The following is a 23,074-nucleotide window of genomic DNA, read 5'->3' as shown; positions in this document are numbered from 1 at the left end:
AAATGGCGGATATTCTTAGTCAGGAGGAGATTGATGCCCTGCTGTCAACCGTCTCGACAGACGACGAGATGTCGGATGATACTGTCGAACAATTGGATTTTGTCCCCAAGAAAATATCCGTTTACGATTTCCGAAGACCCGACCGCGTAAGCAAGGAACAGCTACGCTCCATACGAAACCTGCACGACAAGTTCGCAAGGAACTTTTCGTCTACACTCTCTAATTATCTGAGAACAATCACTGATATAACACTTACTTCAGTTGACCAGATGACATACGGCGAATTCCTTATGTCACTTCCCGACCCCACCAGTTTCAACATCATAAGCATGATCCCCATGGAAGGAAACACAGTACTGGAGATAAACCCGTCGCTGGTTTTCCCTATCGTTGACAAACTTCTTGGCGGAATGGGAAAGCCCCTGTTCAACACACGCGAGCTTACCACACTTGAGCAGCATATTATGGACGGTATCTTAAGCCTTATCCTCAAAGACCTTGAGGAGGTCTGGCGGCAGATAATCCCCAACATACGGATGAAAAAGGAGCTGTCTGAAAACAGCCCCCACATCATACAGATCGTTTCCCAGAACGAAGTTGTCATTCTTGTCGTGTTCGAGGTAAAGTTCGGAGAAGTGCTGGGTATGATGAACCTCTGTATCCCTGCCATAGTTCTTGAACCGGTTCTCGGCAAGATAAGCTCCACTGACTGGCTCATAGGTGCCAAAAAAGGAGCCATGGGCGACAACGAAAACGAGATACTCAGTATCCTTAACGACACGGAAGTATCCACAAAAGTATACATGGGACACAGCAAACTGAGCATAGAGGACATACTGGAGCTTTCAAAAGGAGATCTTGTTATGTTCAACGTAAAAAGCGACAGACCCTCGGAAATATTCCTTAACAACAAGAAAAAGTTCCTCGGTACTGTCGGCACCTTAGGGGTGAAAAAGGCTGTGAAGATTACGGAATTTTTAACGGAGAATAACGATGAAAACACCGCTGAGTGACAGCAGACATTCCTCGCTGACCAATGTTCTTCTGGATGTGTTTAAAAACACTATCACCAGCATGTCAATGGATAAAGACGTAAGCCTCTCTTTTGCACAGGTGAGTTCTGCAAACCCCGACGATCTCACATCCGGATACGAGGAACAAACCCTCATTCTGGTTACAGAGGAAAACTCCGGTATGGAAGCGGGCATAATGTTCAACACCGTGGACATCACATACATGACCAATCTTATGATGATGATGGACGAACCGGGCAAAGACAAACTGGAGCCGGACGACAAGGACGCTATAAAAGAATACGCATCTCAGCTTCTGGCTGCATGCGGCGAACCGGTTAAAGAGAAAACCGGCGTTAAGGTTTCTTTCAGAATAGACGATGTAATGGTTAACGATGCGCCTGCACTTTTTCAGGCTGCTGAATATATGGTGGTGGACGCTGCACTCAGCATAGGCTCCACAAGCACGACTTTCCGCTTTTACACCGACAGCTCACTGCTGAACGAGTTCGGAGGCGGTTCCGGCGGAACCTCTTTTAGTGAAGAACCTGATTTCGGAGCGGCTTTCAAGTTTCCAGACGACGAAGCCGGAGTGCATATTCCGGAGATAGGCGGAGGCGGACATGGACACACTCCGGGCAATCTGGACCTGCTTCTCGATATTGATGTTCCCATAAGTGTGAAAATGGGTTCGACAAACATGTTTTTAAAGGATATTCTCACAATGGGATCAGGTAATATTATAGAACTTGACGAATCCGCAGACGAACCTGTTGAACTTGTGATTAACAACAAAGTCATCGCAAGAGGCGAGGTCGTTATCGTGGACGGCTATTTCGGCTTCCGCATAAAAGAAATTGTCAGCCGTGCAGAGCGGATAAAGAAATTAAAAGATTGACAGTACCCGCTGTTTTGGAAATAATATATTGTATATAAACAGGTGGAGGACCCGATAATGGCTTACGACCATGTGATTATAACAGTTGACGATTCTTCAACGATGCGCAGAATCATCAAGAATACCCTCACCAAACTGGGCTTCACAAACGTTCTTGAAGCAGGTAATGGCGTTGAAGGTCTTGATGTGCTTGCAAAAAACGAAGTTGATTTGATAATCACCGACTGGAACATGCCTGAAATGGACGGACTAACCTTCGTAAAAACACTCAGAGCGAAGGACGAATACAAAGAGACGCCCATACTCATGGTGACCACAGAAGCCGCCAAAGAAGATATCCTTACTGCACTGCGCAGCGGTGTTAACAACTATGTTGTTAAGCCGTTCACACCGGATACTCTTCAGGAGAAGGTTAACAAGCTTCTGGGACTGTAATATGTCTGATTACAAAGACATAAACGAACTTCTGGATATCGCCAGAAGCATCAATGAAGGGAATTATGACGTTGCAGGCGTTGACGTTAACGCCGAAAACGAACTTTATCATATCGCACAATATTTCAGCGATGCCATAAACAAGCTGAAAGCTGTGTACGATACAGTGGAAGACAGCTATGAAGACCTTCCTGGGTTTGAAGACACGCTGAAAGCCATCATTGCAGACTCGAAAACCGCTTCGGAAAACGTTCTTACCTGTGTTGACAAAATCAATTTCATAACGGATGATATCAGAGAAAACATACAAACAATAAAGGATCAGGTTGCCGCCGGACAATTCGGACTTGCCGGCGGAATAATAGACAGACTGCGCGACAAAGCACTCGGCGGTCAGGACACCTGTTTCGATATTATTGCTTCTCTGGAATTTCAGGACATTACCAAGCAAAAAATAGATAAGCTTGTTAAAATAATTTATGACCTTCAGGAAAGGCTGGCGCATCTTGTTCTCATGTTCGGCGTTAAAGAGAATAAGATCGACGTTCAGATGCTTGATATGATCAAAGATAAAAAAGACCTTTTAAAAGACCAGAATCTTGTTGACGAACTCCTTAAAGAGTTCGGTCAGTAAGGTCCGGAGGACACCATGAGCAATAATGAAATGCAGGACCTTGTTCAGGACTTTATTCTTGAGACAGATGAAATAATCGAAAGTCTCGATCAGGATCTTATTGAACTGGAAAACAGAAAAAATGACTTTGAACTTCTGAATAAAATATTCAGGGCGGCTCACACCATGAAAGGTGCTTCGTCCTTCCTTGGGTTTGACAAGATGAGCAGCGTTACCCACCACGCTGAAGAAATCCTCAACAAACTGAGAAAGAACGAAATGCAGGTTACTCCTGAGATAATGGACGTTCTGCTTGAGTTTGTTGACGTTACAAAAACTATCATTGCAGATATTAAAAACGGTACAAACACGGCGTCAATCGACGAAATCGTTCCCAAGCTCAAGCTTGCAAACGAAGGAAAACTCGGAATGGGCGGCGCAAGCGAAGCATCCGCAGGCGCAAGCGCAAAAAGAGAGAGCGTCGAGCAGGTCAAAAAAGCCGCTGTTGCCGTTGAACAGACCATTCGCGTTGACGTTTCACGTCTGGATTCACTTATGAACCTCGTGGGCGAGCTTGTTCTTTCCCGTAACCGTATCGGACAGATATCCGGCGAACTGGAAAAGAAATTTGAAGGCGAATATCTGGTCGAACAGCTTATGGAGACCACATCACAGATCGGTCTTATCTCCACTGAACTGCAACTCGCAGTTATGAAGACCAGAATGGTTCCCATCGGCAAAGTTTTCAACAAATTCCCCCGCATGGTGCGCGACCTCTGCCGCGACATGCAGAAGGACATAGACCTTGTGATCACAGGTGAAGAGACAGAACTTGATAAATCTGTCGTGGAAGAGATAGGCGACCCCCTGATGCACATGATCAGAAACGCTGTTGACCACGGTGTCGAGGTTCCCGCAGAAAGACGCAAAAAAGGCAAACCAGATAAAGGTATTGTAAATCTGTCTGCTTATCACGAAGGCAACCACATCGTTGTTGAAATTAAAGACGACGGTAAAGGTCTCGACCCTGACATGCTTAAAAAGAAAGCTGTCGAAAAGAACGTTATCAGCCCCGAAGAAGCCAAAAACATGGATAACGAGACTGCATACGGTCTCATCTTCCGTCCCGGTTTTTCAACTGCCGCACAGATAACAGACGTTTCAGGTCGCGGCGTCGGTATGGACGTTGTTAAGACTAACATTGAAAAACTGAACGGTATTATTAACATAGAATCTGAAATAGGTCACGGAACACGCTTCAAAATGAAGCTGCCCCTTACACTCGCCATCATTCAGGCACTTCTCGTTGAAGTATCCGGCGAGGTGCTCGCAATCCCGCTTGTTTCAGTTATCGAGACAGTTCGCATAAACGAAAAACAGATACACAGCTTTGAAGGACGTGAAGTTCTTAAACTGCGCGATTCCGTTCTCAGCCTTATCCGCCTGAACGAAATATACGAATTTCAGGAATCCTATGACGAAGACATTTATGTCGTTGTCGTCGGTATAGCTGAAAAACGCCTCGGCTTCATCGTCAACAAGCTTGTCGGTCAGGAAGAGATCGTTATTAAATCTCTGGGTGAATACCTCAGCGGTAACGAAGGTATAGCAGGCGCTACCATCATGGGTGACGGACGCGTACGCCTTATCATCGACGTCGCAGGCGTAATGGAAATTGCCTCCAAAATGCCAAGAAGATTCCGCCAGAAGAAAAAAGTTGATTCCGGCAGAAAGACTAACAATAAAATAACAGTTCTGATAATCGACGATTCGGCAACAGACCGCAAGATAATCAGCAGGCTGCTCACATCCACAGGCTGGATGGAGACCAAAGAGGTAACAAGCGGCAAAGACGCTGTAAAGATGATCGATAAGCTTGATCCGGACATCGTCATAACCGACATCATGATGCCTGATATGGACGGTTACGAGGTTGCAAGAAGTCTCAGAGAAAAAGGCTATGATAAGCCCATCATCGCAGCGTCAGGCAGATCGGAAATATCCGAACGTAAAAAAATATCAGCGGCGGGTATCGACGCTTTCCTCCTTAAGCCTCTGAACATGCAGATGCTGATGGACAAAATAGATGAGCTTATGGCGAACTCTTCTAACTCTTAGTTTAGTATTGATATTTTGCCGTACAGCTACGGCTAAGATTTACATATACGAGGTGGTCACGGAAACCAGACGTTTCCAGACCGCCTCGAAACTCCAACCATCCGCATTCTTACACTACTACGGCGGAAAAGATATTATTTACGAACTAACCGTCGTAGACGTCGTGAAAGGTGACGACTTTGAAGCAGCAGCAAAACAGTATAAACTTGATGAAAATAATTTCCGTGACCTTTCTCCGAAGCTTTCTAAGCCTAATCCTAATTTCCGCCGTTTTATATGGTGGAGATAGTTCAGCTAACGATCGCAAATTCTATCGCGTTATAGTTGCGCGCCCCGATTCAAACATGACAACTCAGATGCGCGTCTGGGCAGAGAATGAAGAGGAGGCTCGTGAAAACGTGGCACTTAACGGCTGGCAGATATTATCTATCGAACAGTCGGAACCAGGTGCTCCTTACAATCCGAATGTAAATACTTCCAGAGGAACAGAGGCTCAGACAACTGCACCCGCTTCTCCCTCAGATCATGAAATCAGCGTCACGAAACTCGGTGAAGGCGATATCCAGCCCATTGGCAAGTTTGCCGTAAAAGACGGAGCTGACGTGGATTTCAAACTCAAACCCGGTCCGTGCCAGACACTTGTCAAACTTGTTGTCAATGGCGAACAGGTTGATGTTTCAGACAGCTATTCGCTTAAAAACGTTAAAAAGGACACATATGTCGTTGCCGTTTTTGAAAAGAACGGTAAGGAATGTGATTCTAACGGCATAAGAGACAAGGATCTTAAAGAGATAGGCATTGTCTATTTCGATCTTGGAAAATTCAGTACAAAACTTTCGCAGGACAGCATAAGCATGCTTAAGTCTCTCAGCAAAAATAAAAAATATGTGATAATCGGACACACGGATGATGTACGCGTTATCCCTAATGTCGAATACAAAGACAACATAGAGCTTTCAAACAAACGTGCGACATTCGTTAAATCAAAAATACTTTCAAACGGGCTGGCAGGCTCGTCCATTAAAATGATGGGCATGGGACCTGCATACCCTGTCGCACCCAACAGACCGCAGGGACAGCCGCTAAACAGGCGTGCAGTGGTATATGAGCGAAGATAACGACGAACAGAAAATAACATATCAGGACTTCTTTAACATAAAACTCAACAAGTTTTATGAATTTGTCACGGAAGTCATGCATGACTTCACCTTCACAGTCCACAGAAGTATTAAAGACGAGGAAGGAAAGCGGAGAATCGAGCTCTGGCGTTCATCCAAAAGTGAAGAATCAGCCATGGTCTGGATTGAAATAGCGAGAAACGGCGAAGATATCGACAGATATGTTTCGTCCGATGTTCTGCGTACTATGAATGAAGAGGGGCTGACAAAACTCTTCTTTTTCACAAACTCGAATCTTGACGAAGACACACGCGATATTCTCGACGGGAAAAACCATTACATATTTACGCCGGCAGATATAATCGAAACTCTGGAAGCGCTTGATATGAAACGGATAACCGTTAAACCTGTTAAGAAACGTAAAACGGTTAAAATAGCTTCAGGTTTTTTTCAAATCCGCAATTATCTGAAACAGAACCCGCCTAAGGGCAAAAAAGTCTTTGTGAACACAAGCACCCTTTCGGACATGTGCGACCATTATGTTGTCATGACACGCCAGATACTTAACGATGTGGATCGTGTTGACGATATTAACAACATGAGTCCGGAACTCAAAGACAGATTTAAGCGGGTTCAGACTAAGCTTCTGCCGGAACTGCGCAAGACCCTGTTTTATAAGTTCACTGATAGATTCGACTATCTTGCACAGTCCATATATAATATTCAGGAGAGCCTGATAATCTATATCGGCGCTCTTGTCGAGATGGAATCTGAAGAAGAACTTAATAACTGCCGGGAAAAGATAGAAAAGGAACTGAACGTCCTTAAAGAAATTGACGGTAAGCTGGAAGAATTTTATAAGGAACAGATGGATAAAGCAGAAAGCCTCAGCTACAGACTGCTTTATACCTCAATAGGCATCATTGTGTTCATGGCGGTTTTTTTCGGCATAATGATGTTAAAAAAGTAAAAATACCAATCCGGTATCCTTTTATTCTTGCAATTTGTTTGATTTTTTAAGGATTATAATTTAAAATTACATAATTTTAAATTACTTAGCTCATAAAGGACGCACCACAGGGCAAAATGGAATACATAAAAGAGATACTAAATTACATCAGCGAAGTGGTATTTGTCATTAACGACAAATACCAGATACAGTATTGCAGCCCTCAGGTGAAAAACATCACGGGGAAGCCGCCGGAAAAGATGATCGGCAAGAAATGCCATATGGTTCTCTTCAATAAGATGGAACCCTGCAAAGAGTGCCAGCTCCAGAAACTGCGCGAAAACAAAATTCCGATTGATATCGAACACGATACCATTACGCACAGAGGTTTCCGCAAACTGCTCTCTGCAAAGTTTATAACCCTGCAGGAGGGAACGTATGCAGAGATACTTACCGACATCACCAGCACAAAAAAGCTCATAGACAAGCTGACCCGTCACTCCAAAGAGCTTAAAGCGTCCAACGTTATCCTTAACCTCAAACGCAAGGAGACTGAAAAGGAACACCGCTTTATACTCAAGACCATAAACTCGCTCAATGACGGCGTTATGGTTGTTAATCCGGATCTGACCATAAATATGTCCAACACCAGCCTGCAGGAAACATGCGGACTCTTCCATGTCAGCATGAACGCAATTAAATGCTATGAGGTCTACGGTTATACAGAGCAGTGCAAGGACTGCCCCCTTCTCGACCCGAAAAACGTACGCTCCTTCCGCGAGGCAAACGGGAAAAAACTGACTGTAACCATGAACCACTTTGACAAATATATTGTCGAGTCATTAAGGGATACGACAAAAGAACTTAAACTCATCGATGAAATAAAGACCCAGCAGAGCGTACTTCAGGAGAAACAGCGCCAGATGGCACTGCTGAACGAAGACCTTCTGCGAATGAACGATAAGCTGAAAACGGCCCATAAGATAATAGATGAAGAACTTATGCAGGTGGGACAGATTCAGGCGAGTCTGCTTCCCGAAAAGCTGCCGGAGATACCCGGATATGACTTCGGCGCCTTTTACACACCTGCGGAACATGCAGGCGGCGATTATTACGACTGTATCGAAATGAGCAACGGCTACTGGGGTCTAGGCGTGGCGGACGTTTCCGGTCACGGCATACCTGCATCCGTTATCATGGCGATCACACGCGCCATAATGCGTTCCTACACTTACGACATCATATCTTCCTCCGAGGCTGTTGCCATGGTGAACGAGATACTCTGCGACAATATCCACACCAACGACTTTGTCACAATGTTCTATCTTGTTCTTGATTCTGCAAAGGGAGTCTGCAATTTTGCAAGCGCGGGACACAACCCCCTACTGCTGTATGACAAGTCCGAAATGCTGGTTAAAAAAGTTTCTGCCCACGGAATGTTCCTTGGAGCATTTGATATGGTAGAATATGAAGAGGGTACGCTCACCCTTGACAGCGGCGATATAGTGTTCATGTACACAGACGGTCTGAACGAAGCTATGAACCGCAGCCGTGAGCAGTACGGGTACGACCAGCTTATCTCCAAGATCATGATGTTCTCGTCTCTGCCTGTAAGCGAGCTGATAGAGAATATCATGGAGGATGTCAGAGCATTTACACAGGGACACCCCTTTGAAGATGATATCACCATACTGGCTTTTAAAAAACTTTAGGAGGATCCAGATGTTTGACGTACAGGACAACGGCGGGAAAAAAGTAGTTTTTGTTAAAGGCGAAGTGAACGCACAGACAGGAAGCGAGCTTAAAAAAAGTATTCTTGACCTTTATAACTCTGCTTCGTCTGTCGTAATCTCTTTTAAAGGCGTTGTTTATATGAACAGCTCCGGTCTCAGAGAGATAATCGACCTGCTGAAAAGCGTTAATAAACTTAAAAAAGAACTGAAACTGTGCGAGATGTCTGCCGACATCCGCGAAATGTTCACCTTCACAGGACTGGACAAAGTTTTCAAGATCTACGATACGCAATCTCAAGCACTGGGGTAAAATATGTCTTATAAATTCACCCGTTACGGTGATTTCCTCAAGATATTGGTGGAACAGGACGCCCCGTTTAAAGACCTTGAAGATGCGGCACGCGGGATCGTTAATCTTAAAGATCTTAAACGTATCAGCCTCGACCTGAAAAACTGCTATTACATACAGAGCAAGGCTCTTGCCGCTCTTATAGCCATGAAAAAGAACTCCGCCAAAATTGGCGCCGAATTCATTGTCACAAACGTTTGCGACAATATTTATCAGGTCATGGAAATGGCGAATCTTACATCATATTTCAATATCGAAGAGGATTTTTCATCATATACATCAAGCGAGCTGGTGGAAAAATTCTTTCAACCTGATTATGCTGACAGAGTTTCAGACTTTATAGCGGAATCATACTCAGACGAATTCCGCGCGAAACTCCTTGAAATATTGGAGATGCCTGAACCCGAACTCAAGTTCTATGCCATCCTTACCATGGGAAAGGCGCATGACTACAGTGCCGAAGAACGTATCAAACAGGAGCTTGACAGCGAGATACCGCTTATAGTGCAGGCTTCCGTTCTTGTTCTCGGCTGGTTCGGAGATTCCGGCAGCAAAGAAAAAATTTACGGTGTGCTTGAAACAGGTCACGAAGAGGTAGCGGAAGCAGCAGCAGCGTCCATTGCTCTGCTCAGCGACGATTCAGACGCGGCAAGGCTCGGAAAACTTCTCACAAGCCAGAGCAAAATAATCCGCACTGCCGCAATTCAGGCGCTGACCCTTATAAACGACGACAACTGTTTTGAACTGCTCAAAGGCGCTCTGGACAACGAGAAAGAGGACGACGTTAAAGCTGTGCTGATACGGGCCATATCCTCTTTCAACAGGAGCGGGGTATCTGACATCCTTATCAAAGGACTGGACAGCAAATCCATCAAGATACGCGAGGCTTCGGCAAGCGGACTTGCAAAAATCAAGGCAAAGGACAAGCTTGAGGATATAATGTCGCGTATAACTGACAACGACGCATGGGTCGGCTATTTCGCCGTTAAAGCATGCGGTGAGATATGTTCTGCATCCGAAGCGGACAGGCTCATGAGCAGTTACGACAAAGTTGATGAAAACGTTAAACTCGCCATTGTTGAGGCGCTCGGCAAAATACCGGGTGATTTCAGCGATTTTTACATGAGCATCCTGGATAACGGGAACGAAGACATCCGGAAAGAGGTGCTTTCTTCACTGTTCCACGATAACAAAGAGAATATTAATGCGGTTGCCTTGAACCTTTTTGAAAATGATTCAAGCTGGCTTGTGCGTTACAAGGCTCTTGAAATTCTGGAACAGATAAGACCGGAGGGCTTCAGGGATATGCTTATGTCCAGACTTGCCGTGGATAACAGCAAGTACGTTAAAGAAAAGATACAGGCTGTACTGGAAGAAATATGATAACTGCTGCAACCATTAAAATAAAAGACGACGAGTTTGTGGAACTTAAAGACATAATCTATAAGAACGCCGCCATCTCGTTTGCGGACAGCAAGAAGTATCTTCTTGAGAACAGACTGTCCAAAAGGCTACAGGAACTCAACTTCAACAGCTTTAAGGATTACATCTATTACCTTAAATACGATGCCAAAAAGCGGGAGGAAATGGAGATCCTGCTAAATCAGGTGACCATCAACGAAACCTATTTCCTGCGGGAAAGAGCGCAGATGGATCACATGATAAAAACCGCTATACCGGAACTGCTTGCCGCAGGCAAAAGATCCATACGCATATGGTCCGCCGCCTGTTCATCCGGTGAGGAGCCGTATTCTCTTGCCATTCTTCTGAACGAGGCTGGGCTTTTCGCTAAGGCAAATATTGAGATACTGGCTACGGACATCAACACGGAAGTTCTTGATATAGCGCAGAAAGGTCTTTACAGAACAATATCCTTCAGAGGCGTGCCGCCGATGATACAGGATAAATATTTCTCAAAGGACGGTTTCGCTTTTAAGCTGGATGCGAACATCATGAACAAGGTAAAGTTCTTCCAGGGCAACCTGCTCAACCCCATGATGAGCGCAAAAGTCGGAAGGCTCGACATAATTTTTTGCAGAAACGTGCTTATTTACTTCGATATCCCTGCAAAGCAGAAGGTTATCGATCTGTTCCATAAATCTCTCGGTATGCCCGGAGCGCTTTATCTCGGACATTCCGAAACACTTAATAAGATTTCGGAAGCGTTCAGGATGGAAAACTTCGGAGGTGGTATAATTTATAGAAAGATCTGAGGGTAACGCCATGGGATAGGTCCCATTGAGGTTCAACACACACTTGTTGCTGAAAAGATTCAGGACGTGCAGCAGAGAAACGCTGACAACAAGGCTATGGCTGTGACCCACGAACAGCAGAACGAATTTAAGCACAAAGCTGAATCCGTTAATCAGGCGGACAAACCCGAAGGCAAGACCATCGGCGATGAAGAGAGACAAAAACAGGAACAGGAGCAGAAAAAGAACCGTGAGCGCCAGAAACAGGTCGCAAGAAGACTTGTGAAGGACACGGGACACATAATTGATCTGGAAGCGTGATAATGCAGATATGTAAATTGATTGTTATTTCTTCTGACAAAGTTCAGGTTATTCAATGCCGGAGTGAAAATCCGGCATCTTTCGTGTTGATCCCCACCGGATTTAGCGGGGAAGACGCCCAAAATGCGCTCTATATGCGCTTTGAGTGGTATGAAAACGACATACAGCATTCGGCGGTATGCACGTTTAAAAGCTATGATAACGGAAAACTCACCCTTTCGCCTGTTTCCGGTGTGCAAAAAGATGAAACCGAACAGTTTCACATCATTGACACCTATGAAACAGTTGAGTTCCGCCATGTGCAGGAATCGGAGATAGCCGATTTCAAACAGAAGACCGACAACATCAACAGGCGGTTCCGAAACAGCCTCACCACACAGATAAAAAATATTCTTTCCGATGAGACCCTCACGAACCAGTTCCTCTTCAGGCTTCTGCTTCAAATAGACGGAAAGCTTGACGAGCTTCTGGCACACAAGATGGACGGCAGCATCGACGGACTGAAAGAATGTAAACTGCTCGCCTTGAGCGGCGGAGGACTGTATTTCACTTCCGACAGCGCTTCAGCAGGCGACTATTTTTTCATCCAATCCACTCCGAAATATACTTCAAACTTTATCTTTGCTGCCCTTTGCAAAGCAAAAGAGGTTATTAAAGCCCCGCAAGGCGTAATAGTGATATCGGAATTTGTGCATCTGGACGAGATATCAAGAGACGGAATGGTACATTTCGTCTTTGAGAAAGAGAGGGAAAAACTTAAAAGGATCAGGGCAAATGTCTGAAACTACGCTTATCAGCCTCGCATTCTTCCTTATATGCGTTATGTTCATCATGCTGCTTATAGCTTTCACCAAGATACATAACATTCAGAAATGTCTGGCGGACGTCAGCCCGAAGGATCTCTACCCTTTCATGGAGGAACTGCGGGAACTTGTCATAGAATCGGAGCGCATTGCAGACAAACTTGAAGATGCCATAGCCAAAAAAGAAGAACTTCTTGAAGATATCTCAACTCTTGCCGAAGATAAATTAAAGAGGCTTGAGTCCATAAAGGCGCCGGAAGAGAAAGCTGTCCTGAAACAGTATTTCGCAATGCAGCAGAGACAGGCGGCATTATCGGAACCTCAATACTCTCAGGAACCCCTTACAATGCGGGACAAGATCGCAGAGCTTATCCGCTCCGGTCTGCAGGATACTGAGATCGCATCAAGGCTCGGCATATCCACAACAGAGGTACAGATAGTCAGAAAACTGGATATAAGCTGATATGGAAATAACAAAACAGACTGTTCCGGTCACCGCACAGGATGCACAGGGGCAGGAGGTCACTCTTCAAGAAGGAGAGGAAACAAAAGTTGAGGTGCTGAAACGCCTTCGCTCCGGGGGATATCTTCTGGCGGTGAAAGGCAGAACCGTGTCAGCTGAACTCGACTTTGAACCGTCTTCCAAAAACTTTCAGGCAGTTGCCACAAAAGGCGCAAACGGAACCACTCAGTTTAAATTCTTCCCTCCCCTGCTTGAAAAAGCGGCTACAACTTTTACACAGCCATCTGACCAACAACAGAATACTTTCACCAAACAGCCGGTACAGACACAGAACCAGCCACAACAGAACACCACAGCTTCACAACAGACGCAAACGACCATAAAACCGGAGCTGACTGATCTGCCCCAAACAAAGACAATCCCGCAGCAGACTGCACCACAACAACAGGCTGCTTCACAGCAAACTGCACAGCAGTCAACTCAACTCCGGCAGGAAACAAGGCACCAGATAGGTACTGCAATAGTTAAAGACGTTCGGGTTCTCCCTCAGAAAGCCGAAACCGTCATCCCCCAGGGTGACGGGCAAAAGCAGACTGCAATACAACCTGCAATACGCATTGCAACGGCAATTATTGAAAATAACACTACAACTGCTATAAAACTTCCTCCGAACTCCATACCCGTTGCAGACGGCGAACCTATGGAGGTTCACGTTGTAAAAATGCTGGACAACGGCAAAACCCTCATCAGTGTGAAGGACACGCTTTTCGAGGTTAAGCTTGATCCACAGCTTTTTAAAACGCTGATAGCAGAGGCAAAGATTCAGAACGATTCTGTCCTTCTGACCTTTGCAAAGCTTCCTGTGGAAAATCTCAATCCTCAGTATGTCAAACAGCAGGTTTCCGGCTTTGATATTGAAAAATTCATGCAGGCGTTCGGAAAGTTCACCCGCGTCAGCATGGAGGATATGACACATCAAACCCTTAAGGATGCGCTTAAAAACAGTGGGCTCACCTTTGAAAACAAGCTGCTTAACGATCAGGACGTGGGGGGGGACGAAAAATTCCGTGCTCTTCTCACAGGAGACAATCAGGCAAAAGACGGCATCACAAAGATGCAGATAACTAACCTTGTAATCGCAGACGGTGTTATGTCTTTTCTCAAGACAAAAGATGAAAATGTCGGCGATACCCTTTGTAAGATTAAAAAAGGTGCTGACGGCTCTAACACGGTTTATGTTTCCACCAGTTTTACAGAGCTTGGTGAAACCCTTATCGTGATCAAACAGGTACAGAACAGCTACACCGTTTCCATAAAGACTGAAAAGGATATCTCCGAATACATGGACGATATAAAACTTGATAACGGAACAGTGCGCTGGTTAAAATTTAATAAGCAGGATCTTCAGGTCATGAACCCGGCAAGGGAATTGACTGCAGATCTGGGAAATTTTGAGGTGATAATTTAATGAATCCGTATTTAAAGAGAGTGATGGATTTCTTTCTGGAATCCTCCGAGTATGTTGCAGTGATTTTCGTTGCTATCCTCAGCTACTTTATCGTCAAAAAAGTCATTGTAAGGTACATCCACAAGTATTTTGAAAAAACAGAGAACAACTATGACGACATGCTCATAGAATCCAACATCTTCTCACAGCTTGCCTTCATCGCTCCGGCGCTTGTGTTCATCTATTCATCGGACATAATCAGCCTGCCGAAGCACGTTACACAGATAATCTCTGCATACATTGCAGTTAATATAACGATCTTCATAGTCAGACTGCTGACTGTCATAATAAACATTTACAACACTTTCGAGGTTTCTGCCCGCAGACCCATAAAAGGCTATATCCAAATGATACAGGTTGCGGTGGGATTCCTCGGAGTTATAATCTCCGTCTGCATGGTCATAGGCAAATCACCTCTGGGCATACTCAGCGGACTGGGTGCCATGACCGCCCTGTTAATGCTGATATTCAAAGACACCATCATGTCGTTTATCGCAGGTGTACAAATCATGTTCAATGACCTCGTACACAAAGGTGACTGGATAGAGATGCCTGCCTTCGGCGTTGACGGCGTTGTTCAGGATATTGCACTTTATACAATTAAGGTTGAAAACTTTGACAAAACAATCGTAACGGTACCCACCAGCAAACTCATTGAAAGCTCTTTTAAAAACTGGCGCGGAATGCAGGAGTCGGGCGGAAGAAGGATAAAGAGAACTATCACTATAGACCAGTCCAGCATCAGGTTTCTTACTCCTAGAGACATTGAAAAGCTTAAAAGCTTCTCTCTTATAAAAGACTATCTTGATTCAAAGCTTAATGAAGATATCGACCCCACCGGAACAGATATCAACAAACGAAGACTCACCAACATCGGGACTTTCAGAGCATATATAAAAAGCTACCTTGAACATAACAAAAACATCCATAAAGGTATGACACTGCTGGTTCGCCAGATGCCGCCCTCTCCCGACGGACTCCCCATTGAAATTTACGCTTTCGTATGTGATACTGACTGGGGATTCTATGAGGACGTGCAGGCGGACATTTTTGATCACCTGACAGCGATCACTCCTGAGTTTAATCTGAGGATATATCAGCATATTTCTGATAAAATTCAGCTTTAACTGTTCAGGTCTTCGCTTTTTTTCCGATTTAGTGTATTAATCCGGGGGTTTATATGTTTTTTACCAGCAAATACAAAGTGACCATAGTAAATAAAAACATAGTTCTTGAGGTTAAACACGGTTCAAACCTCTACAAAGTTCTGCGGGAGCATGATCTTATTGAAAAGATGCTCTGCGACGGCAGCAGCCAGTGCGGAAAATGTAAGGTCAAGATAACCGGTTCCGATGTCAATAAACCCACTAAAAAAAGAACGACTTGTTCTTGCCGAAACAAGCTTGGATTCCGGTATCCGTCTGGCATGCCAGTATTCAGTCAAATCCGATATCAAAGTGGACACACAGGAGCCTACAAAACGCGAAAACGTTAACCCCGGCATAATAAGTATGAAGATTGTAAAAAAATCCGGTGAGATTGAAGAGAATGAATTCAAGCCATTTCTTAACACCGAAATGTTTATAAATCAAAGCGAAACCTCTGTTAATGAACCTGTAAAGGTTCCGGAAAACTATGAACCGGAGCTTATCGTTGACGAAAGTCTGGAAGACGAGCCGCTTGAAGAACATGTTTCACATGAAACATTTGCTTTCACTCCCCCTGTTGATGAAAATATCCAGGAAGAACCCGCAAAACAGCAGGAAGAGACCATAAAAATAGTTTCTCACATAAACGGGAACATGGTTCAGGATGACTCATATTCCAACGACGGACTGCTGCTTATCCAGCTTCCCGATGGAATTCAGTATTATCACTACAGCGCGGGTATAGGAAACATAGCTTCCAAGGGAACGATTAAAACCGCAGAGCGCCTTGAGACACTGCTTGAAAAGCAGTTTGTTTCGGATTTCATCTATAACAACATAAATATCAAAGACATAGAACGCGTTATAATCATGCTGGACGACTGTTATTTTGAGGGCAAGGAGATGTTTAATCTGGTGATTTACACATCTATCCACATTGGCTCTTTCCTTATAGAAGTCTTACAGCCTATGCAGAACCACAGAGATATGGTGCGCTTCATGCGCTTTGTAAATCAGACACCCGGCAAACGTCTGCTCATTCCGCTTGATTCTATGGAAAAGGCTTATTTCCTTGATGAAGGTAATCTTTTTGAGCTTGAGTCTTCAAACACCGGTTATGACGGGCTTCTCTCGCTCAGCGAGTTTAATGGTAAAAACCCTGTGATAGGTCTTAGCGACGATCTGCTTGAAACAACCATCAAAGATAACTTTCACCAGCCGGATTCAATATCTTTTACAGTATTTTTCCACACTGCTGTAATATTTATGAAAGCCGGTCTGACAGACAGAAGACTTCAGCTTCGCGAGCGCGCGGACGTTATGGATCTCATGCCCCTTGAGATAACTGTGAAGCTTGGAAAACATGACGGGCTTAAACGATTCAATATTTACAGAAAACAGGGATGTGACCTTTACATTGACCAGAACGCGCTGAACTGCCTTAACAGATTCCGTCTGTTCATAAGGACTGTGATCAGCTATGCGGAAAAACGTTTTAACACCATCGACAACATTGTTTTTTATACCCTCACGGACAGCATGACCCTTGCGGAGGATCTGCTTGCTCTGTCCGCAGTGCCTAAGAAGTACGAAAAACGGCTTAAAACATTCTCAGGCGATCCGTCAATATATGCGGTTCAGTTCTTTCAGGAAAAGGATATCGAGGTTTATTTCTCAAAAAGATTCGGCACCCATGAGGTTATAAACCTTGACGAGGATGCCGCGTTTATTGATATGCAAAAAGAGTGTGAGCAGAAAATTATTTCCTGAAAAGCTCGCTTATGGCTCCGTCCAGGTCGGCAGCGCGCACTGGTTTGTTCAGGTATATGCAAGCTCCAAGATTTTCGGAATCCTTAAATGATTTGTATGAGCCGAATGCGGTTATAACTATTACTTTCGCAACGATATTTCTTTCCTGCATTTTTTCCATGAATTCCAGTCCGTTAAGCTTCGGCATACGCAGGTCGGTAACAATCAGGTCATAAGAGCCTTTTTCAGCCTTAAACAGTCCATCCAGACCATCAACAGCCATATCAACTTCATAGCCGCCCATTTTCAGTATCTCGGCATATCCGAGGCGTGTGTGTTCTTCGTCGTCAACAACAAGTATCTTCAGGTTATCCATTATCTCTCGCCGTCATATTTAATAATTTCCCCTGTCTGATAGATGGGGTATATGGTTGATATAGTGTTTTTATAGACAAGCTGCTGACGCCCCTCGAAAGAGGTCAGCAGAGTATAGTTATCGAAACCGATGAGACTTCCGCGTATCTTAACCCCGTTTATGAGGAAACTGACTATTGGTGAACGCGACTTACGAACTTCATTCAGAAAGATATCCTGCATCGGCGGACGTGTATGTTTCGGGTGTCTGCCCTGATGCGCGCTGTAATATATTTTTGAGATAAAGTCGATATCCACAACTGTCTTTGCAGCAGCAACTGTTGCAATATCATTTTTTGAAAGCAGTATTTTAATTTCAGCATCGTCCAGAAGGATATGGTACGGATCGAAATCCATCACTCTGCCTCTGAATCTTTCCTTGTTCTTCATTATAAACATGAGCGGTATCTTGCGCGTTCTGGCGTTGTGCATAAACACAAACTCTATCTGCGCATGAAACGACGCGCCCGAAGCGGAATTATCCATGAAAACTCTCCCCTTTGTTGTATCTTAGCAGATTATAAATTGTTTATCTGTGTTTACAAGTTTTAATTTAATCCACATTGTTTATTTATGAAAATTGTAATACATTTTTTTGTGTTTATCAGGTTGAAAGTCACTGTCAGGTTTTCAACATTTCTGTACAAGCAAAAATCCTTGACAAATTTAGCGTAAATCGCTTGTCAACAATTTCCAAATAGCTTATTATTACTACGACTATTATTAAAAAATATAAGAATAAGAGGAATGTGTATGCGTTTTAAGGCGGTTAAAGATGAAATATATCCTTTCATCCAATATGCGAACAACTTTACGAGCCCTAAAAACCTCAATACTATTCTGCAAAACATATACATAGAAGCAGAAGCGGACGGAGTTACACTGCGGGCAACTGATATGCAGGTTGGATTCTCCGGCAAACTCGACGTCAGCGTCGAAACAACAGGCATAGCTACAGTATCCGGCAAGAAGCTTCTGGACATCGTAAAAGAAATTCCTGACGGCTCTGTTATAGATTTCTTTTTCGACGGATCAAAAATAAATATCAGTGCCGGAAGATCCAATTTTAAACTCTCCACCATAAGCCACGAAATCTTTCCTACAATGGCGGAGATAACACCTGAATACAGCCTTAAAATTAAAAGCAATCTACTCCTAGACCTCATAAAGAAAACAAGTTTTTGTATTTCAACAGATGCATCTAAAATCGAATATACAGGAGCGCATCTTGCAGTTTACGGAAACAAACTTGAAGTATCAGCCGCTGACTTCCAGCGTATAGCCACTAGCAGCATTACTTTTGACGATGAATACGCAAATGAATTCATAATAAATATTCCCAGAAAGACCGTTGTGGAACTCATCAAAATTCTTGAACACGATGAATATGTTGAGATTGATACAGACAGAAAGCAGATAATATTTAAAATCGGTACAATTCAGATATATTCAAAACTCATAGAGAAATATATCAAAAGTATCACTAAACTGTTCTCTAACGATTTCCCACTCGTGGCAAGGCTTAAACGCTCCGAATTTCTTGATGTCATAAAACGCGTTTCTGCCATCACCAGCGAAGTGACACACGGCGTCGTTCTTTCCTTCAAAGATGAAAGCCTTACGCTTTACAGCCTTGAAACAGAATATGGTGCCGGTAACGAAACTATTGAAGATTACGAATACACAGGTAACCCGATAGATATTATTTTCAACTCAAAACACATGGTTGAAATGATAAATAACATAGACACTGACTATTTTGTTCTGAAAATGATTGCGGACAGAAACCCTGCCATCATTCTTCCTGACAGCGGTGAATATAAATATCTTGTGGTTCCAATCTCAATCAACAGGTTCTGATGTACACCAAACGGGTCAGACTTGTTAATTTCAGAAACCACATTGACTCCGTATACGACTTTCAGAAATATAATTACATTCAGGGCGACAACGGCAGCGGTAAAACCTCTGTCCTTGAAGCCCTTTATGTTTTATTCAATCTAAAAAGCTTCCGTCCCCAGTCAGTCAACAGAGCAATAAGCTTCAATATGTCATTCTGCGACATTTCCGCTAAATGCGATGACGAAGGACACGAGAAAACTTTCAGATATCATTACGACACTAAAGCTGATCTGAAAGATGAAAACGGCAAAATCTCCAATAAGACACTCTATCTCCTGAATCATCCGGTTATCTGTTATTCGCCTGAATTCCGTCAGATAGTGTCTGATGATCAGAGCGACAGACGTAAATTCATTGACAGGATAGCGTTTCAGCTTGATATAGCTCATTTTGACAGATTGACTGAAATTAAGCACCTGAACTCTATGAAAATCGCAGAATTGAAAAAAGAGCATCATGACATAACATATCTTGACGCTCTGAACGAAAAAATCGTCTCAGTTTCAAAAAAAGTGACAGGAGCCAGGCAATGTGCCGTCGGACAGATTAATGAGCTTCTCAGGGGATTTTATTCCCTTCTGAAAGACAATGACGGTTTTTTGCTGGATTTGCGTACTAATACTTTCAGAACAGACATACTTGCAAAGGAAATAACTGACAGACGTGTGGTTTACGGGGCATCTAGGGATAAACTCTACTGCATCTCCGAAGGACGTATTTACGACAGGTTTTCATCATTCGGTCAAAAGAAAACCTTTGTGCTTCTGACCCTTGCCGCAGGGCTTAAAGTGCTTGAACAAAATGGCAGAAATGGTATAATAACCTTTCTGGACGACTTTGAAGCGGGACTTGATGAAAACCGCATCAGGAAAGTGTTTGAGATGTTTTCGTCCAGTTCTCAGATTTTTGTTACAGGGGTCAAAAATCACTACTTTTCTGACTTACATTCAATAAGGATACAGGTGAAAAATGACGAACACTCCCAATAATTACAGTGAAGACAGTATCCGAGTGCTCGAAGGGCTTGAGGCAGTACGCCAGCGCCCGGGTATGTACATCGGTTCTGTTGGCTCAAGAGGTCTGCACCACCTTGTTTACGAGGTTGTGGATAACTCTATTGATGAAGCCTCAGCCGGATACTGCAGCAACATCAACGTAATTATCCATATAGACGGTTCTGTTACTGTCGAAGACGACGGTAGAGGTATTCCCGTCGGCATGCACCCCACTGCCGGCAAACCCACAGTCGAAGTTGTTATGACCGTTCTCCACGCTGGCGGTAAGTTTGACAGCGGTTCATATTTCGCATCAGGCGGTCTCCACGGCGTCGGCGTTTCAGTTGTGAACGCTCTCAGCGAATTTCTCGAAGTTACAGTCCGCAGAGAAGGCGGAGTTTATTTTCAGAGATATGAACGCGGTAAACCTGTTACTGAGTTTAAACGCGTAGGTGATACGGATAAGAACGGAACAAAGATAACCTTTAAACCTGATGCTCAGATATTTGAAACACTTGAATTTTCTTATGAAACACTTTCAAGACGTATGCGTGAGCTTGCTTTCCTTAACAGTGGTCTGCGTATAAAAATAAGCGATGAACGTTTCGATCATGCTGACGATTACCACGCAGAAGGCGGTATAGTAAGCTATATCAAGTTTCTGAATAAAACAAAATCGCTCATTCTTGACGAACCTATCTATTACTGTGAAATGACGGAAGACAGGATTCAGGTTGAGTTTGCGATACTTTACAACGACAGCTATGTCGAAACACTCTACTCCTATGTCAACAATATCCACACAGAGGAGGGAGGTACCCATGAGGCGGGCTTTAAGGCAGCTTATACAAAAGTTTTCAACAACTTTGTCAACAAATATAATCTCATTAAAGAGAAGCTCACTCTGACAGGTGACGATATCCGCGAGGGTATGTCGGCTATCATCTCAATTCGTCTGAACGAACCTGTTTTTGAGGGTCAGACAAAAACTAAGCTCGGTTCAAGCTCTGCGAGAAACGCTGTGGAATCTGTAATGAGCAAATTCCTTCAGGATTTCTTTGAAGAGAACCCCACAATCGTCAAAAAGATACTCGATAAAGCTCTTCAGGCATACAGAGCCAGAGAGGCGGCGAGAAAAGCGAAAGAACTTACAAGACGTAAGAACGTTCTGGAGATATCCACCCTCCCCGGCAAGCTTGCCGACTGTCAGGAAAAGGATCCTGCAAACTCAGAACTCTTCATAGTGGAAGGGGACTCTGCGGGTGGTTCTGCGAAACAGTGCCGCGACAGACGCACACAGGCTATCCTGCCCCTTAAGGGTAAGATCCTTAACGTTGAGAAGGCTCGTTTTGATAAACTGCTTTCCAGTAACGAAATCCGTACTCTTATCACTGCACTTGGAACAAGCATAGGCGATAAGGATTTTAATATCGAGAAACTGCGTTATCACAAGATCATAATCATGACCGATGCGGATGTCGATGGTGCGCATATTTCAACTCTGCTTATGACCTTCTTCTTCCGTTATATGCGTATGGTAATCGAACGCGGATATCTCTATCTTGCTGCGCCCCCTCTTTATAAAGTCAAAAAGGGTAAATCTGAAAGATACATACAGAACGAAGACGAAATGGAGGACTATCTCCTTGACGTCGGTCTCGATGATGTCGAGATACACGGAGTTAACCGCAACAGGTACAAAGAGCTTCTTATAAATCTCATTAAAATAAACCGTATGGTTACTAAATATGAGAAAAAGGGATTCTCCAGAAAACTCGTTAAGTCCATGGCGATATATGATTCTCTGGACTATCTGAAACTTGAGGATGAATCGTTTGTTAAGGAACTTTATGCAGCTTTTGAAAGCAACGGTTCACTTAAGAATTATATTAAGACTGACATAGGCTTTAACTCTGAGTTCGGCAGATACAACATCACGCTCGAATCAAATTCAAAAACTCTGGCTATAAACACCGATCTGCTTTCAACTCCTGAATTCAGGGAACTGCGCAGACTCGGTACTTTCCTTAAAGAGATCGGCGACGCTCCTTACAAGATAAAAGTCGGCGAAGAGATAATGAACTTTGAAACGCTGACCGAGTTTGTAGGCTTCATCGAAGCAAGGGGCAAAAAAGGTCTCAACGTTCAGCGTTATAAAGGTCTTGGTGAAATGAACCCCGAACAGCTCTGGGAAACTACAGTTGACCCTGAAAGACGCACTCTTTATCAGGTGCGCATCGAGGATGCGGAAGTTGCCAGCGAGCTTTTCACTCTGCTGATGGGCGATGTTGTGGCTCCGAGACGCGAGTTCATTGAGAACAACGCTCTTAACGTTAGAAATCTGGATGTCTAGG

Annotated in this window: 23 protein-coding genes and 1 pseudogene; 22 read left to right on the top strand and 2 right to left on the bottom strand. The window is 43.9% G+C overall.

What is annotated here, in order from left to right; all coding sequences use genetic code 11:
- The first annotated feature begins 2 nt into the window (after positions 1-2).
- From fliM to LRY47_RS08245, 19 genes and pseudogenes are all read left to right on the top strand, one after another.
- The gene (fliM, locus tag LRY47_RS08330) at positions 3-1,013 is read left to right on the top strand and encodes a flagellar motor switch protein FliM (RefSeq protein WP_295224170.1); all 1,011 of its coding nucleotides are present in this window, start codon (positions 3-5) and stop codon (positions 1,011-1,013) included.
- Positions 994-1,911, top strand: coding sequence for a flagellar motor switch protein FliN (fliN, locus tag LRY47_RS08325; protein WP_295224168.1), 918 nt, complete (start codon positions 994-996; stop codon positions 1,909-1,911). Before fliM ends, fliN begins: the two co-directional genes overlap by 20 nt.
- Before the next feature lie 57 nt (positions 1,912-1,968).
- Entirely contained in the window at positions 1,969-2,346 is a 378-nt protein-coding gene (locus tag LRY47_RS08320) for a response regulator (RefSeq protein WP_132871265.1), read from the top strand.
- Between the two features lies 1 nt (position 2,347).
- Positions 2,348-2,980: a protein phosphatase CheZ gene (locus LRY47_RS08315; RefSeq protein ID WP_295224164.1), complete on the top strand. Its 633-nt coding sequence runs from the start codon at positions 2,348-2,350 to the stop codon at positions 2,978-2,980.
- Positions 2,981-2,995: 15 nt separating this feature from the next.
- Entirely contained in the window at positions 2,996-5,077 is a 2,082-nt protein-coding gene (locus LRY47_RS08310; protein ID WP_295224161.1) for a response regulator, read from the top strand.
- 7 nt (positions 5,078-5,084) lie between these two features.
- Positions 5,085-5,366: a hypothetical protein gene (locus tag LRY47_RS08305; protein WP_295224160.1), complete on the top strand. Its 282-nt coding sequence runs from the start codon at positions 5,085-5,087 to the stop codon at positions 5,364-5,366.
- Positions 5,367-5,421: 55 nt separating this feature from the next.
- Positions 5,422-6,195 carry an OmpA family protein gene (locus LRY47_RS08300; RefSeq protein WP_295224157.1) on the top strand — a complete coding sequence of 258 codons (774 nt, stop codon included), beginning with the start codon at positions 5,422-5,424 and terminating at the stop codon, positions 6,193-6,195.
- The gene (locus tag LRY47_RS08295; protein ID WP_295224156.1) at positions 6,182-7,165 is read left to right on the top strand and encodes a hypothetical protein; all 984 of its coding nucleotides are present in this window, start codon (positions 6,182-6,184) and stop codon (positions 7,163-7,165) included. Before LRY47_RS08300 ends, LRY47_RS08295 begins: the two co-directional genes overlap by 14 nt.
- A 116-nt stretch (positions 7,166-7,281) precedes the next feature.
- The gene (locus LRY47_RS08290) at positions 7,282-8,856 is read left to right on the top strand and encodes a SpoIIE family protein phosphatase (protein WP_295224153.1); all 1,575 of its coding nucleotides are present in this window, start codon (positions 7,282-7,284) and stop codon (positions 8,854-8,856) included.
- Between the two features lie 10 nt (positions 8,857-8,866).
- Positions 8,867-9,187 carry an STAS domain-containing protein gene (locus LRY47_RS08285; RefSeq protein ID WP_295224150.1) on the top strand — a complete coding sequence of 107 codons (321 nt, stop codon included), beginning with the start codon at positions 8,867-8,869 and terminating at the stop codon, positions 9,185-9,187.
- A 3-nt stretch (positions 9,188-9,190) separates the two neighbouring features.
- On the top strand, positions 9,191-10,609 hold the full coding sequence (locus LRY47_RS08280) for a HEAT repeat domain-containing protein (protein ID WP_295224149.1): 1,419 nt from the start codon (positions 9,191-9,193) through the stop codon (positions 10,607-10,609).
- A complete protein-coding gene (locus LRY47_RS08275) occupies positions 10,606-11,439 on the top strand; it encodes a protein-glutamate O-methyltransferase CheR (protein ID WP_295224146.1) in 834 nt (277 codons plus the stop codon). Before LRY47_RS08280 ends, LRY47_RS08275 begins: the two co-directional genes overlap by 4 nt.
- Positions 11,440-11,505: 66 nt before the next feature.
- Positions 11,506-11,739 carry a hypothetical protein gene (locus LRY47_RS08270; protein WP_295224143.1) on the top strand — a complete coding sequence of 78 codons (234 nt, stop codon included), beginning with the start codon at positions 11,506-11,508 and terminating at the stop codon, positions 11,737-11,739.
- Positions 11,740-11,741: 2 nt separating this feature from the next.
- Positions 11,742-12,521, top strand: a complete 780-nt coding sequence (locus tag LRY47_RS08265; RefSeq protein WP_295224141.1) for a hypothetical protein — start codon at positions 11,742-11,744, stop codon at positions 12,519-12,521.
- Complete coding sequence (locus LRY47_RS08260) at positions 12,514-13,005, top strand: hypothetical protein (protein ID WP_295224138.1); 492 nt, start codon at positions 12,514-12,516, stop codon at positions 13,003-13,005. The genes LRY47_RS08265 and LRY47_RS08260 overlap by 8 nt, the downstream gene beginning before the upstream one ends.
- A 1-nt stretch (position 13,006) precedes the next feature.
- Positions 13,007-14,473 (top strand): hypothetical protein, encoded by a 1,467-nt coding sequence (locus tag LRY47_RS08255; RefSeq protein ID WP_295224136.1) that lies wholly within the window; start codon positions 13,007-13,009, stop codon positions 14,471-14,473.
- Positions 14,473-15,639: a mechanosensitive ion channel domain-containing protein gene (locus LRY47_RS08250; protein WP_295224133.1), complete on the top strand. Its 1,167-nt coding sequence runs from the start codon at positions 14,473-14,475 to the stop codon at positions 15,637-15,639. The genes LRY47_RS08255 and LRY47_RS08250 overlap by 1 nt, the downstream gene beginning before the upstream one ends.
- A 53-nt stretch (positions 15,640-15,692) precedes the next feature.
- A pseudogene (locus LRY47_RS14170) lies at positions 15,693-15,845 on the top strand (hypothetical protein); the annotation flags it as partial.
- A gap of 19 nt (positions 15,846-15,864) precedes the next feature.
- On the top strand, positions 15,865-17,430 hold the full coding sequence (locus LRY47_RS08245; protein ID WP_295224131.1) for a hypothetical protein: 1,566 nt from the start codon (positions 15,865-15,867) through the stop codon (positions 17,428-17,430).
- Here LRY47_RS08245 and LRY47_RS08240 read toward each other — a convergent pair.
- Both LRY47_RS08240 and hfq read right to left on the bottom strand, forming a co-directional pair.
- Positions 17,420-17,785 (bottom strand): response regulator, encoded by a 366-nt coding sequence (locus tag LRY47_RS08240; protein WP_295224129.1) that lies wholly within the window; start codon positions 17,783-17,785, stop codon positions 17,420-17,422. The two genes, LRY47_RS08245 and LRY47_RS08240, sit on opposite strands and share 11 nt — an antisense overlap.
- Positions 17,785-18,309, bottom strand: coding sequence for an RNA chaperone Hfq (gene hfq / locus LRY47_RS08235; protein WP_295224127.1), 525 nt, complete (start codon positions 18,307-18,309; stop codon positions 17,785-17,787). The genes LRY47_RS08240 and hfq overlap by 1 nt, the downstream gene beginning before the upstream one ends.
- Positions 18,310-18,576: 267 nt before the next feature.
- Here hfq and dnaN point away from each other — a divergent pair, with 267 nt between their 5' ends.
- Genes dnaN through gyrB form a run of 3 tightly spaced genes read left to right on the top strand, consistent with a single transcriptional unit; the run spans position 18,577 to position 23,073 of the window.
- Positions 18,577-19,683, top strand: coding sequence for a DNA polymerase III subunit beta (gene dnaN / locus LRY47_RS08230; protein WP_295224124.1), 1,107 nt, complete (start codon positions 18,577-18,579; stop codon positions 19,681-19,683).
- Positions 19,683-20,714, top strand: coding sequence for an AAA family ATPase (locus tag LRY47_RS08225; RefSeq protein WP_295224122.1), 1,032 nt, complete (start codon positions 19,683-19,685; stop codon positions 20,712-20,714). Before dnaN ends, LRY47_RS08225 begins: the two co-directional genes overlap by 1 nt.
- Positions 20,695-23,073 carry a DNA topoisomerase (ATP-hydrolyzing) subunit B gene (gene gyrB / locus LRY47_RS08220; protein ID WP_295224120.1) on the top strand — a complete coding sequence of 793 codons (2,379 nt, stop codon included), beginning with the start codon at positions 20,695-20,697 and terminating at the stop codon, positions 23,071-23,073. Before LRY47_RS08225 ends, gyrB begins: the two co-directional genes overlap by 20 nt.
- Position 23,074: the final 1 nt, after the last annotated feature.

This window comes from Seleniivibrio sp. (genome assembly GCF_021209385.1).
Taxonomy (GTDB): Bacteria; Chrysiogenota; Deferribacteres; order Deferribacterales; family Geovibrionaceae; genus Seleniivibrio.
Note: the sequence above shows the minus strand (reverse complement) of the source record. Positions and strands in the feature narration are given on the sequence as shown.

Bases quoted from the DNA above. Each gene is read 5' to 3' on its own strand.
- LRY47_RS08245 (WP_295224131.1), top strand. From the start codon at position 15,865: ATGTCAATAAACCCACTAAAAAAAGAACGACTTGTTCTTGCCGAAACA.
- LRY47_RS08225 (WP_295224122.1), top strand. From the start codon at position 19,683: ATGTACACCAAACGGGTCAGACTTGTTAATTTCAGAAACCACATTGAC.
- fliN (WP_295224168.1), top strand. From the start codon at position 994: ATGAAAACACCGCTGAGTGACAGCAGACATTCCTCGCTGACCAATGTT.
- LRY47_RS08275 (WP_295224146.1), top strand. From the start codon at position 10,606: ATGATAACTGCTGCAACCATTAAAATAAAAGACGACGAGTTTGTGGAA.
- gyrB (WP_295224120.1), top strand. From the start codon at position 20,695: ATGACGAACACTCCCAATAATTACAGTGAAGACAGTATCCGAGTGCTC.
- LRY47_RS08250 (WP_295224133.1), top strand. From the start codon at position 14,473: ATGAATCCGTATTTAAAGAGAGTGATGGATTTCTTTCTGGAATCCTCC.
- LRY47_RS08295 (WP_295224156.1), top strand. From the start codon at position 6,182: ATGAGCGAAGATAACGACGAACAGAAAATAACATATCAGGACTTCTTT.
- LRY47_RS08320 (WP_132871265.1), top strand. From the start codon at position 1,969: ATGGCTTACGACCATGTGATTATAACAGTTGACGATTCTTCAACGATG.
- hfq (WP_295224127.1), bottom strand. From the start codon at position 18,309: ATGGATAATTCCGCTTCGGGCGCGTCGTTTCATGCGCAGATAGAGTTT.
- LRY47_RS08315 (WP_295224164.1), top strand. From the start codon at position 2,348: ATGTCTGATTACAAAGACATAAACGAACTTCTGGATATCGCCAGAAGC.
- LRY47_RS08240 (WP_295224129.1), bottom strand. From the start codon at position 17,785: ATGGATAACCTGAAGATACTTGTTGTTGACGACGAAGAACACACACGC.
- LRY47_RS08255 (WP_295224136.1), top strand. From the start codon at position 13,007: ATGGAAATAACAAAACAGACTGTTCCGGTCACCGCACAGGATGCACAG.
- LRY47_RS08300 (WP_295224157.1), top strand. From the start codon at position 5,422: ATGACAACTCAGATGCGCGTCTGGGCAGAGAATGAAGAGGAGGCTCGT.
- LRY47_RS08285 (WP_295224150.1), top strand. From the start codon at position 8,867: ATGTTTGACGTACAGGACAACGGCGGGAAAAAAGTAGTTTTTGTTAAA.
- LRY47_RS08260 (WP_295224138.1), top strand. From the start codon at position 12,514: ATGTCTGAAACTACGCTTATCAGCCTCGCATTCTTCCTTATATGCGTT.
- LRY47_RS08265 (WP_295224141.1), top strand. From the start codon at position 11,742: ATGCAGATATGTAAATTGATTGTTATTTCTTCTGACAAAGTTCAGGTT.
- LRY47_RS08280 (WP_295224149.1), top strand. From the start codon at position 9,191: ATGTCTTATAAATTCACCCGTTACGGTGATTTCCTCAAGATATTGGTG.
- dnaN (WP_295224124.1), top strand. From the start codon at position 18,577: ATGCGTTTTAAGGCGGTTAAAGATGAAATATATCCTTTCATCCAATAT.
- fliM (WP_295224170.1), top strand. From the start codon at position 3: ATGGCGGATATTCTTAGTCAGGAGGAGATTGATGCCCTGCTGTCAACC.
- LRY47_RS08310 (WP_295224161.1), top strand. From the start codon at position 2,996: ATGAGCAATAATGAAATGCAGGACCTTGTTCAGGACTTTATTCTTGAG.
- LRY47_RS08290 (WP_295224153.1), top strand. From the start codon at position 7,282: ATGGAATACATAAAAGAGATACTAAATTACATCAGCGAAGTGGTATTT.